The 13,157-nt window shown below is 64.3% G+C and carries 13 protein-coding genes; 3 read left to right on the top strand and 10 right to left on the bottom strand.

Annotated features, from left to right (window positions below; translation table 11 throughout):
- The 4 genes from QN397_RS14745 to QN397_RS14730 form a co-directional block, all read right to left on the bottom strand.
- The coding region (locus tag QN397_RS14745; RefSeq protein WP_323501263.1) for a PadR family transcriptional regulator at positions 1-278 on the bottom strand (278 nt) is incomplete at its 3' end.
- 144 nt (positions 279-422) lie between these two features.
- The gene (locus tag QN397_RS14740; protein WP_323501262.1) at positions 423-1,574 is read right to left on the bottom strand and encodes a mechanosensitive ion channel family protein; all 1,152 of its coding nucleotides are present in this window, start codon (positions 1,572-1,574) and stop codon (positions 423-425) included.
- On the bottom strand, positions 1,574-3,877 hold the full coding sequence (locus QN397_RS14735; RefSeq protein WP_323496240.1) for an FUSC family protein: 2,304 nt from the start codon (positions 3,875-3,877) through the stop codon (positions 1,574-1,576). The genes QN397_RS14740 and QN397_RS14735 overlap by 1 nt, the downstream gene beginning before the upstream one ends.
- Positions 3,877-4,932 (bottom strand): inositol monophosphatase family protein, encoded by a 1,056-nt coding sequence (locus QN397_RS14730; RefSeq protein WP_323496239.1) that lies wholly within the window; start codon positions 4,930-4,932, stop codon positions 3,877-3,879. The genes QN397_RS14735 and QN397_RS14730 overlap by 1 nt, the downstream gene beginning before the upstream one ends.
- A 131-nt stretch (positions 4,933-5,063) precedes the next feature.
- On the opposite strand from QN397_RS14730, the gene QN397_RS14725 reads away from it, so the two are divergent.
- Positions 5,064-5,789 carry an RNA methyltransferase gene (locus QN397_RS14725; protein ID WP_323496238.1) on the top strand — a complete coding sequence of 242 codons (726 nt, stop codon included), beginning with the start codon at positions 5,064-5,066 and terminating at the stop codon, positions 5,787-5,789.
- On the opposite strand, the gene mog is transcribed toward QN397_RS14725, so the two are convergent.
- Together mog and yjgA are read right to left on the bottom strand one after the other, a co-directional pair.
- Positions 5,790-6,395: a molybdopterin adenylyltransferase gene (gene mog, locus QN397_RS14720; protein ID WP_323496237.1), complete on the bottom strand. Its 606-nt coding sequence runs from the start codon at positions 6,393-6,395 to the stop codon at positions 5,790-5,792.
- Positions 6,392-7,048, bottom strand: coding sequence for a ribosome biogenesis factor YjgA (yjgA, locus tag QN397_RS14715; RefSeq protein ID WP_323496236.1), 657 nt, complete (start codon positions 7,046-7,048; stop codon positions 6,392-6,394). The genes mog and yjgA overlap by 4 nt, the downstream gene beginning before the upstream one ends.
- A gap of 58 nt (positions 7,049-7,106) precedes the next feature.
- Here yjgA and pmbA point away from each other — a divergent pair, with 58 nt between their 5' ends.
- A complete protein-coding gene (pmbA, locus tag QN397_RS14710; protein WP_323496235.1) occupies positions 7,107-8,489 on the top strand; it encodes a metalloprotease PmbA in 1,383 nt (460 codons plus the stop codon).
- Here the strand turns inward: pmbA and QN397_RS14705 are convergent.
- From QN397_RS14705 to rpsU, 3 genes are all read right to left on the bottom strand, one after another.
- Positions 8,486-8,944, bottom strand: coding sequence for an NUDIX domain-containing protein (locus QN397_RS14705; RefSeq protein ID WP_323496234.1), 459 nt, complete (start codon positions 8,942-8,944; stop codon positions 8,486-8,488). The two genes, pmbA and QN397_RS14705, sit on opposite strands and share 4 nt — an antisense overlap.
- Positions 8,941-9,393 (bottom strand): GatB/YqeY domain-containing protein, encoded by a 453-nt coding sequence (locus QN397_RS14700; protein WP_323496233.1) that lies wholly within the window; start codon positions 9,391-9,393, stop codon positions 8,941-8,943. The genes QN397_RS14705 and QN397_RS14700 overlap by 4 nt, the downstream gene beginning before the upstream one ends.
- 131 nt (positions 9,394-9,524) lie before the next feature.
- A complete protein-coding gene (gene rpsU / locus QN397_RS14695) occupies positions 9,525-9,737 on the bottom strand; it encodes a 30S ribosomal protein S21 (RefSeq protein WP_068628364.1) in 213 nt (70 codons plus the stop codon).
- A gap of 215 nt (positions 9,738-9,952) precedes the next feature.
- Here rpsU and QN397_RS14690 point away from each other — a divergent pair, with 215 nt between their 5' ends.
- Positions 9,953-12,397, top strand: a complete 2,445-nt coding sequence (locus QN397_RS14690; RefSeq protein WP_323496232.1) for a CHASE2 domain-containing protein — start codon at positions 9,953-9,955, stop codon at positions 12,395-12,397.
- 35 nt (positions 12,398-12,432) lie between these two features.
- Here QN397_RS14690 and QN397_RS14685 read toward each other — a convergent pair whose 3' ends face one another.
- Complete coding sequence (locus QN397_RS14685) at positions 12,433-13,152, bottom strand: helix-turn-helix domain-containing protein (RefSeq protein ID WP_323496231.1); 720 nt, start codon at positions 13,150-13,152, stop codon at positions 12,433-12,435.
- Positions 13,153-13,157 lie beyond the last annotated feature (5 nt).

The raw sequence follows: 13,157 nt of genomic DNA, 5'->3' as shown, positions 1-13,157 counted from the left end.
CCGGGGCTCGGGCTGTAGCTGCCGCCCAGGCGTTCTTCGATCTCCTTGATCAGCTCGTAGCCGTGGCTCGGCTTGTCAGCGATGAGTTGCAGCAGCACGAAGCGCAGGCCGCCATGGCCGAAGACTCGGCCACTACCGCCTCGGCCACCACCACCGCCCATGCCTCGCGAGCCGTCGCCATGGTCGTGTCGATGGCCAGGGCCGCCGCGTCCGCCGTCGGAACCGTCACCGTGTTCGGCGCGGCGTGTGCATCGCTCGAATGATCTGAAATGTTGCATGTCGATCTTTCTTGTGTGTATCTAAAACACAAAAGATATATCTAAATTAAAGACAAGTCAAGTCACGCGGGAGGTCGAGCATCGACGAATTGGCGCCGTGCTGGAGGTTGTGGGGCGCCGGGCGCTGACGCGCAAGCGTGCAGCTCAGCGGTGCGGCAACGGCTGCATGAGGTTGGCTGGATTGGCCGTGCCCATTGCTGCCACGGTCGGCGCGGGTGCCGCCGGGCCTTGTGCGACCGCTGAAGCGGACGGCCCACCCATGTCCTGCATGCGCAGCTTGGGAAGCGATTCCGGATACTCGCGCTGCACGAAGTCGATGAGCCCTTCGCGGATGCGGCAGCGCAGATCGAACGCCAGCGGCGCGGTGGCCGCAGTGGCAAGGATGCGCAACTGCATCGTGCGCTCGGTGGCGTCGATCACCTGAAGCACGAACACGCGACCATCCCACTCCGGCGCCGCTCGCACGATGCGCTCCATCTCCGCGCGCAGCGGCGCCAGCGGCATCGTGTAGTCGACGTAGATGAAGGTCGAACCCAGCAACTGCGCGCTCTGTCGCGTCCAGTTCTGGAACGGCTTCTCAATGAAATAGCTGAGCGGCAGGATGAGGCGGCGTTCGTCCCACAGCTTCATCACGACGAAGGTTCCCGTGATCTCCTCGACCTTGCCCCACTCACCCTCGGCGATGAGCACATCGTCGATGCGTATCGGCTGCGCCAAGGCGATCTGCAGGCCGGCGATCAGGTTGCTCAGCACCGGCTTGGCAGCAAGACCGGCCACGATGCCGATAACGCCGGCAGAGGCGAGCAGGCTGGCACCGACCTGCCGCGCACCCGGAAACGTCATGAGGATGAGCGCCGCCCCGGCCACCAGAACCATCGTGCTGGCGGTGCGTGCCAGCACCTTGGCCTGCGTGTGGATGCGGCGCGCCTGCAGGTTGTCGTCGACGTCTTGAGGATGCTTGGCGAGCAGGCCTTCGGTGAAGCCGTTGATGCACCGCACGGCCAGCCAGGTGCATGACGCGATGAGCAGCAATCCGTTGAGGTGCCGCACGCTGTCGATGTAGCGAAGGTCGTCGAGCGCGGCCTGCCACACCATCTGTAGCGCCACGAGCGGCAGAACCCACCGCGCCGCCGTGCGTGCCTTCGAGATCGTCGAATGCAGAACGACCGCATGACGCGTCAGGCGCAGCAACAGCATGCCGCCCACGCGGTAGACGAGCAGGCCCGATGCGCTGGCGATCAGCGCCGCGATCCACGTGCCGAACCACGGGTGGCCAAGCAATGCATGCAACTCCATCAAGCTTCCTTCGGCAACAGTCCAGCCATCGTTTCGGCCTCCGCTTCGGCCTGCAAGATGCGCGCCGCGTCGTCGTGCAGCTGCAGTGCCAGGCCGCTTGCGAGATCGAGTCGGCGCAGCAGCCAGGGACTGATGTCGTTGTCGAAAGGGTCGGGCAGCGGGATCGGGCCAACCACCCGTGTGCGCGGTGCAGACGTAGTCTCTGCGGGTGCCTCGCCAGACTGTGCGGCCTCCACCGCCTTGGCAGCTTTGGCAGACGCGTCGGCCGGGTTGCCGATCGCCGACTGGATCTGCTCGGCCGCACGTGCCAGCGGCGCCTCGATTTCAGCGGGCGTCAGCCGGTCGCGCCGCAACACCAGCATCGACTTGACCGCGCTGAGCTGGGCCAGCAACTGGTAGCTGTGGGCCTGCAGGCGCTCTAGCGGCTCGATGGGCGGCCGCACTGCGCGTGGTTCGGACAGCGATCGCTGGGTGGCTTGTACCAGCGCGGAGAGGCTGTCGAACGCCTCCTTGCGCGCCAGTCGCCACTCGAGCTCGGGGCTGGTGTCGACGGCCTGCAGTTGCCCGAGGCCGAGTGCCAGCCGGGCATGGCGCGCTTGCGCCAGCAGCGTGCGCGCCACCAGAGCGGGGATTTGGCTGCGCTCCCACGACGGCAGAACGTAGCAGAAGCCCCACGCCACGGCCGCACCGATCAAGGTGTCGGCAATGCGTTCGACGAGCGCGAAGGTCGGGGCGGCGCCGGCGTACAGCTGGTGTGCCTGCACCAGACCGAGCACGGTGGCTGCGACGGCCGTGATCAGGTAACGCCGTACCGCAAAGCCGTGCGCCACAGCCTGCGCGCAGGTCACCGAAAGCAGCAGCACCAACGCGGACGGATGGGTGGACAACAAGCCGACAGCGAGCACGCATCCCAGCATCGTTCCGGCCACGCGCGCATTGCGCCGCTCCAGCGTTTGCGAGAGGCTGCCGCGCAGCACGACGACGATGGTCAGCAAAATCCAGTAGTCGTGCGAGCCCCACGGCAGCAACACCGCGATGCTGTAGCCAGCGGCAATCGCCAGTGCCGCGCGGATGGCGTGGCGCAGCGGCGGTGCGTCCCAGTTGAAGAGCGTGAGGAAAGGGCGCCACGACCACGCCGTCGGGCTCACGAACATTTGCCAGTTGGCGCGCACCACGGCCAGGTCGGGCTCGCGCTCGCCGCGTGCCAGTGCGGTGAGTCGCATCACTTCATCGTTGAGGTGGCCGATGCGGCTCGCCAGTCCGCGCGCCAACACGGCCGTGTTGGGTGCGGCCAGGCCGTCGGGCCGGCCCGTGTAGGTTGGAATGGCGATGGCCGAAAGGGTGGGCCGGCGGTCTTGTCCCGCTTGGGGTTTGCGGCCGAGCAGCAGTGAATCTGCCAGACGCGTGACGTCGATCGCAATCAATTCGAGCACCGCGCGCATCTCGCCGAGCGAGCCTGCATGGTCGGAGTGCGTGCGCAATACGTCGAGGTCGAGTTCGCTGGCCAACAGGTGGTCGCGCATCTCCAGCACGATCACCAGCATGCCGGCGAGCCGTTGCCGGCGCGGCGTGCGCGGCGACTCGAGCACGATGTCCCGCGCCGCCTGAATCTGATCGGCGAGGGCGGCCTGCTGCGTCAGTAACTGGCCGAGCATCGGCGCCGGCGAATCGCGCACGTCGTCGGTTTCGTCTTTGGCACTGAACTGGCGCGCCTCGGTGCGCATCAGGTTCGCCAGCGCCAACAGCACGTCGGCTATGAGTTGCACGCGGTAGCGGGCGTTGAGCGCCAGGTTGGCCAAGGTGGCGTAGATGACGTACAGCCCGGCACCCATGCCGAAGTGCAGCGTGCGTTCGAGTGCCTCGTGCAGATCGGTCGGCGGCGGCGTGGCCATCGAAAAAATCATCGCCAGCATGATCGCGATGGCAATCGGAATGCCGCGCTTGCCCCATGCCATCAGCGTGAAAGACAAGAAAGTGGCGGGGACCAGCACCAGCCCGAGTTGCAGCGGCGCGGTGTGCAACCACTGGACGACGAAGAAAAGCGGCATGCTGATCAGCGGCGCCGGCAGCATCTGGAAAAACTTGCCGCGGCGTGGCGCAGCGAGGTCGGGCGGCGAAGCGACGATGACGCCCACCGACGCGGCAGCGCCTGCGACGGTTCCCAACCAGAGATGCAGACCGCCTGAAATAAGCAGCAGCCCGAAGGCCACCGACAGCCCGTTGGCGACGTAGTGGCTCAGGGCGATGCGCAACGCGGCGCGGGTTCGGCGCGCGGCGGCCCCGGCCGAGCTCAGCGTCTGCATCACTTGCCCGTGGAATCGGCCGGGTCGTTAAAAGGCGCTGCTGCGACGTCGCGCTTGATGCGTGTGAGCTTGCGCGGAACAGGCGCGACGGCTGCGGGCTCGACCGAGACGCCATCGCTGCCGGAGCTTTCGAAATCGGCGACGGTAGAGCGTGCGTACAAGTCGACCGATTCGTCCACATCCGGGTTGGCCGCGGCGGACACGGCGCGCACGCGGTCGCTGGCGCGCATCTTGTCGTCCACGCCTGCGAACTTCGAATACTTGGAGAGCAACGGCACGAGTTGACCGTAGATGCGGGGCGCAGCGGCCAGGCATTCGCGCTGATCGAGAAATTCAGGCTCGCCGGTGAGATTGCCGACCAGGCCACCGGCCTCGGTGACCAGCAAGGATCCCGCAGCAACGTCCCACGGACTGAGGCCGGTTTCGAAAAAACCATCGGTGAAACCGGCGGCCACGTAGGCGAGGTCGAGCGCTGCAGCGCCGGGGCGGCGCAAGCCGGCCGTGCGCGGCATCAGGTCAGCCATGATCGCGAGGTACTGCTTGAAGTTGTCCCCGGTGCGAAACGGAAAGCCGGTGGAAAGCAGGCATTCGTTGAGCCGCGTGCGCTTGGAAACGCGCAGGCGGCGGTCGTTCATGTAGGCGCCGCGACCCTTGGTGGCGGTAAACAGATCGTTCCGGCTCGGGTCGTAGATGCAGGCCTGCTCGACCTTGCCGCGCACTGCCAACGCGATCGACACGCAGTACACGGGGAAACCGTGGATGAAGTTGGTGGTGCCGTCCAGCGGATCGATGATCCAGATGAATTCCGAGTCTTTGGCGCCGTATTCGGAGCCCGATTCTTCGGCCAGGATGCCGTGCCCCGGGTATGCGGCGAGCAGTGTCTCGATGATCACTTTTTCGCTTGCATGGTCGACTTCGGTGACGAAGTCGTTGACCTGCTTTTGCGAAATGCGCACGGCCTCCACATCGAGCGCCGCGCGGTTGATGATGGCGCCGGCGGCGCGTGCGGCCTTGACGGCCACGTTGAGCATGGGATGCAGGTTGGGGGACGACATTGGATTGTGAGAAGAACGGCGACACCGCGCGATGCGGCTCCGCAGGATGCAGCCCGGCGATGCGGGCAGCGAGAATCAGGGCATTTTACCCGGCCGCGGTCGGCCCGTTACCCCTCGTTTTTCGTCCTCCCATGCGCACCCGCTTCATCCTGATACAGACCAGCCATGCCGGCAATGTGGGCGCTGCCGCTCGCGCCATGAAGACCATGGGCTTCACTGACCTCGTGCTTGTCGCTCCACGCTGGCCCAACGTGCTGCGGCGCGAGGAGACGATTCAACGCGCCAGCGGCGCGCTCGACGTGCTGGACAACGCGCGCATCGTGGAAACGCTCGACGAGGCGCTAGACGGCGTGACGCATTTGTGTGCGACTGCGATGGTGCCGCGTGATTTCGGACCGCCGACGCGCACGCCGCGCGAGCATCTCGGGGTGCTCGATACATCTGCAGTCGACGGTTGCGTGGCCTTCTTGTTCGGTTCCGAACGCTTCGGTATGCGCAACGAAGACGTGTATCGCTGCAACGTTGCGCTCAGCATTCCGACCGACCCGAACTTCGGTTCGCTCAACCTCGGCGCTGCGATCCAGGTGATTGCGTACGAGTGGCGATTGGCGCTGGGTGGCTACGAAGTGAAAGACGCCGTGTCGTCATCGCCGGCGGCAGATGCACAGGCCGTCGCCGGCATGCTGGACCACTGGGAACGTTCGCTGGTCGACATCGGATTTCTCGATCCTGCAGCGCCGAAGAAGCTGATGCCGCGGTTGCAGCAGCTTTTCAATCGGGCGCAGCCGACGCCCGAAGAGATTCACATCCTGCGCGGCATCGCGAAGGCGATGGTCGAACCCAAGCCCAAGCGCTGATCAGGCGCGTGTCCGAATGGCCGTTTTGGGTCGGAACGCCTTGCACACCGAGTCGTCGGTTTCCAGATACGGACCGCCGATGAGGTCGATGCAATAGGGCACCGCCGCGAAGATGCCGGGAACGGCCTGCGAACCATCGGCGTTTTTCAAGCCTTCGAGCGTCTCGGCGATGGCTTTGGGCTGGCCGGGCAAATTCAGGATCAGGCTCTTGTCGCGAATCACGGCGACTTGCCGCGACAGGATGGCAGTGGGCACGAAGCGCAGGCTGATCTGCCGCATCTGCTCGCCGAAGCCTGGCATTTCCTTGTGCGCCACGGCAAGCGTCGCATCAGGCGTGACGTCGCGCAGGGCAGGGCCGGTGCCACCGGTGGTCAGCACCAGCGTGCAGCCGGCGTCGACGAGCTCGATCAGCGTGGCGCTGATCCGCTCGGCTTCATCGGGAATCAGGCGCGGCTCGAAGGCGATCGGGTTTTTGAGCGCACGCGTCAGCCACTCCTCGAGTGCCGGCAAGCCTTTGTCTTCGTAAACGCCGCTCGATGCGCGATCGCTCACGGAGACGATGCCGATGCGCACCGGTTCGGGCGTCGGCGGCAGCGCTGCGCTCATGCGTCGTCCTCGAGCTCCTGTGCGGCAGCCGCAGCAGCATGGTCGCCACTGCCATGCACCGCCAATTGCTGGCGCACCAGCTGGAACACATCGCGATAGGCCTTGCTCTGGCGCGGCGCCTCGCCTGCGGGGCCGACCTTCATGTCCTTGCGGGCTTGCCTCACGAGCGCGCGCAGTTGCTGCGCATCGGTGCCGGCGTGCGTCTCGATCCAGCCGCCGAGCGCGTCGTCGTCGGCGATCAGGCGATCACGCCAACGCTCGGCTTCGTGCAGCGCGGCGGTCTCGGCGGCAGGCGTGCTGTTCTGCTCTGCCAGCGCGTAGCGCACGGCGTCGAGCGTGGGCTCGTCGAGCTTGCGCATCAGCTTGCCGATGAACTGCATCTGCCGGCGTTTGCCCTCGAAGTTGGTGATGCGCTTGGCTTCCAGCACGGCGTCCGACAGCTTTTCGCCAAGGGGCAATGCTTCGAACAGGCTGGCGCGCAGCGTGAGCAAATCTTCGCCGAGCTTTTGCAGCTCGGTGCTTTCACGCTTGAGGTCGGTTCGGCTCGCTTCGTCGGTGCCTTTGAGCTCACGTTTGAGCTCCAGATCGAGCTCGCTGCCTTCAGCAACGAACTCGCCACGGACGTAGTAGCCTTTTTTGGGTTTGCGGGACATGGGTTAAATCTTTGACCGCACCATCGGAAACAGGGGGCAGAAGTATCATAGCCAACACATGAAGACATCCCGCTTGCAACCGGCCTCGCGCCCCGACTCCGGCTTCGCCTACACCCGCCCTTTCTTTGAAAACTTGGTCGACACGGCTTTGGCGCATGCCAAAAAGCTCGGCGCGACCGACGCCGGTGCCGAGGCGTCCGAAGGCTGCGGCCTGAGCGTCTCGGTGCGCAAGGGCGAGCTCGAAAACGTCGAGCGCAACCGCGACAAGTCGCTCGGCATCACGGTCTACGTCGGGCACCGGCGCGGCAATGCGAGCACGTCCGACTTCTCCGAAGCGGCTATCGCGCGGACGGTGCAGGCGGCTTACGACATCGCCAGCTTTACTGCCGAAGACCCGGTGAGCGGACTGCCGGACGAAGACGACATCGTCAAGGAGCAGCCGGAACTCGACCTGTTCTTCCCGTGGGCTGTCACCAGCGAAGAGGCGGCCAAGCTGGCGCTCGAATGCGAAGAAGCCGCGCTCTCGACCGACAAGCGCATCACCAACAGTGAAGGCGCTGGCGTTTCGGCCCAGCAGAGTCATTTTTTCAGCGCGCATACGCATGGCTTCAGAGGTGGTTACGCCAGCTCGCGGCACTCGATTTCGGTGGCGCCGATCGCGGGCAAGGGCAACGACATGCAGCGCGATGCGTGGTACAGCTCGATGCGTTCCGCCGACGAACTCGCGAGCCCTCAATTGGTTGGCCGCTATGCCGCCGAACGTGCGCTGAGCCGCCTCAAGTCGCGCAAGATCAAGACGACGCAATGCGCTGTGCTGTTCGAGTCGCCATTGGCCGCGGGCCTGCTCGGCGGGCTGGTGCAGGCCACCAGTGGCGGCGCGTTGTATCGCAAGAGCACCTTTTTGCTCGATTCGCTCGGCAAGCCGGTGCTGCCGAAGCACATGGACCTGGTCGAAGACCCTCACTTGAAGCGTGGCAAGGGAAGCTCGCCGTTCGACGACGAAGGCGTGACGACCAGAGCGCGGAAGGTGGTCGATGCGGGCCGGCTCGAAGGCTACTTCTTGTCGACCTACTCGGCTCGCAAACTGGGCATGAAGACCACCGGCAACGCGGGCGGCTCGCACAACCTGACATTGACTTCGCGCTTGACCAAGCCGGGCGACGACCTCGACGAGATGCTGCGCAAGCTCGGCACCGGGCTCTTCGTTATCGAACTGATGGGCCAAGGAGTTAACTACGTGACGGGCGACTACTCGCGCGGTGCCAGCGGCTTCTGGGTCGAGAAGGGCAAGATCGCTTTCCCGGTGGAAGAGATCACGATCGCCGGCAACCTGAAAGATATGTTGATGGGCATTCAGGCGGTGGGTGCCGATGCCTATAACTACGGCGCCAAGACTACTGGCTCGATCCTTGTCAACAAGATGAAGGTGGCGGGGAGCTAACTGGCAAGCGCTTCGCGCACCCGTTCGATCACGCGGACGTATGGCGACGTAAACGGCGGCGTAAAGCCGTCGATCGGTGCGTCCTTCGCCAGCCACTGGAAGCAGAAGACAAGGCCTTCTTCTTCTGGGCTGCCGACGGCGATATGGTCGAAGCACTCCGGCAGCGGTTCGATCTGTCGCATCAGATAAAGATGCCAGAGTTGCTGGTGTTCGTGCGTGTTGCCCTCGATGCCGACATTGCAGTGCCGATCCATCGTGCCAAGCTCTTGCAGCGCACCGGAATAAGCGATGCCCGATTCTTCGAGCAGTTCTCTACGCACTGCGTCTTGAGGCGACTCTCCCGGTTCCACCGTGCCCTTGGGCAACTGCATACCGCCATCGCCCGGATGCAAAAAGACCAGCAAGCGGTTTTGCGCATCCACAAGGCATGCGCAGGCCTTGTGGATGACCGTCATGCTGCGCCGGAAAGGGCGGCCTTGACCGCAGCGGACACCTGACCCATGTCGGCCTTGCCGGCGAGCCGCGTCTTGACGGTGCCCATCACCTTGCCCATGTCGCCGGGCCCCGAGGCACCGAGTTCGACGACGATGGCCTTGACCTCGACCGCGACTTCTTCGGCGCTCATTCGCTTCGGCAAGTAGGCCTCGAGCACCTTGATCTCGGAGGCTTCCTTGTCGGCCAGATCCTGCCGCCCACCTTCAGTGAAAGCGGTGACCGAATCCTTGCGCTGCTTGACCAGCTTGTCGACGATGGCAATCACCATGACGTCGTCGAGTTCGATGCGCTCGTCGACTTCTTTTTGCTTCAAAGCGGCGAGCAGCAGGCGGATGGTGCCCAGGCGCTCGGCGTCCTTTGCGCGCATGGCGGTCTTCATGTCTTCGGTGATTTGTTCTTTAAGGCTCATGGTCATCTCCTGGCGAAGGTCGTTGAAAGGTGTTTAAAGGCCTCGAAAAGGCCGTCGGAAAAGACAAAAGCCGCGGCAGGTTTCCCTGGCGCGGCTTGGTTTCGCCGGCGAGCGGCCAGCGAATGCAGTGCTTAGAACAGCTTCTTGGGAAGCTGCATGCTGCGAACGCGCTTGTAGTGGCGCTTGACGGCTGCAGCCTTCTTGCGCTTGCGCTCTGCGGTCGGCTTTTCGTAGAACTCGCGGGCACGCAGGTCGGTCAGCAGGCCGAGCTTTTCGATGGTGCGCTTGAAGCGGCGCAGTGCGACGTCGAAGGGCTCGTTTTCTTTAACGCGGATAGTGGTCATTTAAAAGGTTTGTTGAATTTGGCTCAGGGAAGATCAGGCCCCGGGCCGGGTTCCTCAACTCGAAAATCTTTGTGGCCGTTGAGGGGAGGCCGAAAGTTAGCCCGCAATTATAGCGTGAGCTTTGCCTGGCGGCCATGCTGCAAAATTCCTCGATGAAGCTTTGACCAAAACTCCCCAGGATTGCCTGGGGAGGGCGCGTCAAATCGGTTGCGGAGATGGTCGTCATCGCGCTGCTGGCGCCTTTACTGGCCTATCTGGCGATTCATCACGGTAACTTTGCGACAGTCGACGCCATCGTCTACGACCAGGCACTCAAGGCGCGACCAATTACACCCGGTGGTGATGTCGTCATCGTCGCCATCGATGATGCGAGCCTGGCCACGCTGGGCCGCTGGCCTTGGTCGCGCGCTGTACATGCGTCGTTTCTGGAAAAGATTGCCGCCGGTAACCCGCAGGCCGTACTGATGGATGTCTTTATGACAGAGCCATCCGCCGACCCGGCCGACGATGTCGCGCTGGTCGGCGCCATGCACAAAGTGCCGGTGTACCTGCCCCTGCTCTTCAGCTTGGGCTACGACGCAAACGGGGGCGCCGCCCCATCAGCAAGCCCAATGTTCGCAAGGCCGATTGCCGCGCTCGCGGAAGCATCCGCGGGTCTGGGTCACGTCGACGTCGGTGCCGACACCGACGGCTTGGTCAGGCGGCTCTTTCTGCAGGAGGGACCCGCTGCGGGAGTGCAGCCTTATCTCGTAGGCTTGTTGCCGGGGGTGCCCAAAGCCGACGGTACATCGCTGTCGGCGCTGGACCCCAAAAGCAAGAGCAGCGGCTGGCAGTTGCGTGGCCCCTTGGTGCTCTCATTTGCCGGTGCTGCCGGCAGTTATCGGACCCTCTCGTACATCGACGTGGTCAACGGCAAAGTCCCTCAAGACTTCTGGCGCGGCAAGACGGTGTTCGTGGGCGCGTCGGCCGCAGGGTTAGGCGACCAGATGCCTGTGCCGAACGCAGGTGCTGCCGGTGCAATGCCCGGCGTGGAAATCCACGCCAATGCTTTCGACACGCTCAGACAGGGCGCAAGTCCGTTGTTGCTCGACGATGCGCCGGCACCGTGGCGATGGGCTTGGATTTCGTTGCCCTGCTGGGCGCTTCTTGCGTGGCTCGGGCGATCGCGGCACAGCACGTTGCTGCTGCTGGGCAGTGCCGGTGCCGTCGTCATCTTGTGTGTGAGTGCGTTCGCCGCAGGCCGTCTGTGGCTTCCGCCGGTGGCGCCGCTGCTGGCTTTGTTCGCCGCCTACCTGCTATGGACATGGCGTGAATCGGCGGGGCTCTGGCGCTACTTCGAGCAGCGGCTCCGGCAGGTCGATCGCGCATCGGCGCTGTCGCTTGAATTGATTGCAGCAGGCGATATCCGCAGCGCTGACGCGCCGACCGCGTTGCTGCGGAGCGCCGAGGCGCTGGACAACATCATGGTGCGCTTGCGTACGCTCGAAGGGCTGCTGCGAAACACCGTCGCCCGTCTGGACGTCGCCGTGCTCGTGTGCCGCGTCGATGGCGACATCGTCCTTGCCAACCATGCTGCGAGGTCGCTGTTGGGTCTGGGCACCAATGCGTTGGGCTCCGACGCCGCGCTCGTGGGACGAAAGCTGCTGTCTGTCATCGCCGGGCATTCAGTGCCGCTGGGCGGCGGCTGGATGACACGCCCGGACATGACGCAGCCGACGGAGACGCTCAGCGGTGCCGTGATGATGACGCCTGCTGGCAGGGTGTTCCGGCTCGACATCGTGACGGTCGACATCGCGCAGCCGAGCGGCGCAGAGGGCTGGTTGGCGGTGCTGCACGAGTTGACCGAAGAGTATCGCCGTCGCGAACAGCATGACCAGTGGCTCGGCTTTCTGTCGCACGATTTGCGCAGCCCGCAGACCACCATCCTCAGCATGCTCACGCTGGAAGAAGCGCGTTGTGCCATCGACGTTGATATAGACCCGAGCGCACCCGCGCTGCGCAGCCGAATCCGCGCCGAAGCCGAGCGCACGATTCGACTGGCCGACGACCTCATCGACCTCACCACCGCACAGTCGGGCCGCTACCGGTATTCCCCTGTCGAATTGGGCAACCTGTTGCTCGACGCGATGGATCAGGTCTATGCGCAGGCGCAACTGCGCGGCGTCATGCTGACGGAGCGGTTTCGGGAAGGGCAATGCTTCGTGCTGGCAGACGGGAGCCTGCTGACGCGTGCCGTGGTCAACCTGCTCGGCAACGCGATCCGGCACAGCCGGCAGGGCCAGTCGGTCACGATGTGCCTGGAGTTCGACGCCGACAAGCGCGAGGCTGTGTGTACCGTGGTGGACGAGGGCGACGGGATGGACGAAAGCCAACGTCGATCGCTTTTTGCGAACGAAGCGCTCGCCTCGCCCAGTGCGGGCGTGCTTCCCGCTGCGCCGGGGATGGTGCGGCGCAGGGGCATCGGCTTGCTGATCGTGCAGGCGGTGATACGGCAGCATCGCGGCTGGTTGGAGGTCGACAGTGCACCGGGCCTCGGCAGCACGTTCTGGTTCGGCCTGCCGATTGCCGATACCGCGGACATTGCCGTCGACGTCGACGACGAGGAGGAAGACCATCGAGATGGGCAAGATCAGAAGAAAAAAAAGGTCGACATCGCCTGACCGGCAACGTCAACCTTATCTTCGGACAGTCTCGCTCAGTCCGGTTTTTCTTCTTTCAAGGCGTAGCCTTGACCATACATCGCTGACAGCACGTAGGGGTTGCCAGGCCCGAGCTGCAGTTTCGTGCGGAGGCGGGCAATGTGAGTGTCCAGCGAGCGCGAAGCCGTGCTGCTGCCGTCGCCCCAGATCTGCCGATAGAGGTCTTCTCTGCTGACTACCTGGTTCATGTGTTGGAACAGGAACCACGCCAACTTGTAAAGCTTTCCGGGTAGAGGAATGAACTGACAATCCAGCAGCATTCCGCCGGACGTTTCACGAAAAACATAGCGCCCGAAAACCCGTTGCGGCGCTTCGCCCGATGTGCTCGATATTGCAGCCGGTGTGCGCTCGGTCTGCACGGGGGCCCTGCCGACCTTCTTCTCGCGTGCCGCCGGCGCCCACTCGGAAAGCGTGACGTTGTTCAGTTGAACGTCGGCTGCTTGTTCGTCGATCGCAGCATTCTCATGCTGCCACGCGACCAGCCGTGGCACGCGGTCGGCTGGTCGCGTCTGCAGCCATTGAACCAGCGTGGGCACTTCGAGATCGGTGCCCGGGCCTGTCAACAGCACCGAGTCGATCTTCGGCCCGGCGGCCAGTGCTTGCTGCAGCAACAACCCGCTTGCGAATACCTGGGGCTCACACCCCGGTATGCGCGTGAGCGAGCGCGCGATCAGCCGATTCAGCCCGTTCGGTCCGCCGTAGATCGCATAGCGCATTGCTT

This window comes from Variovorax sp. RTB1 (assembly GCF_035018765.1).
Taxonomy (GTDB): domain Bacteria; phylum Pseudomonadota; class Gammaproteobacteria; order Burkholderiales; family Burkholderiaceae_C; genus Variovorax.
The sequence above is the reverse complement of the archived record's forward strand: the minus strand, read 5'-3'. Positions and strand labels throughout refer to the sequence as shown.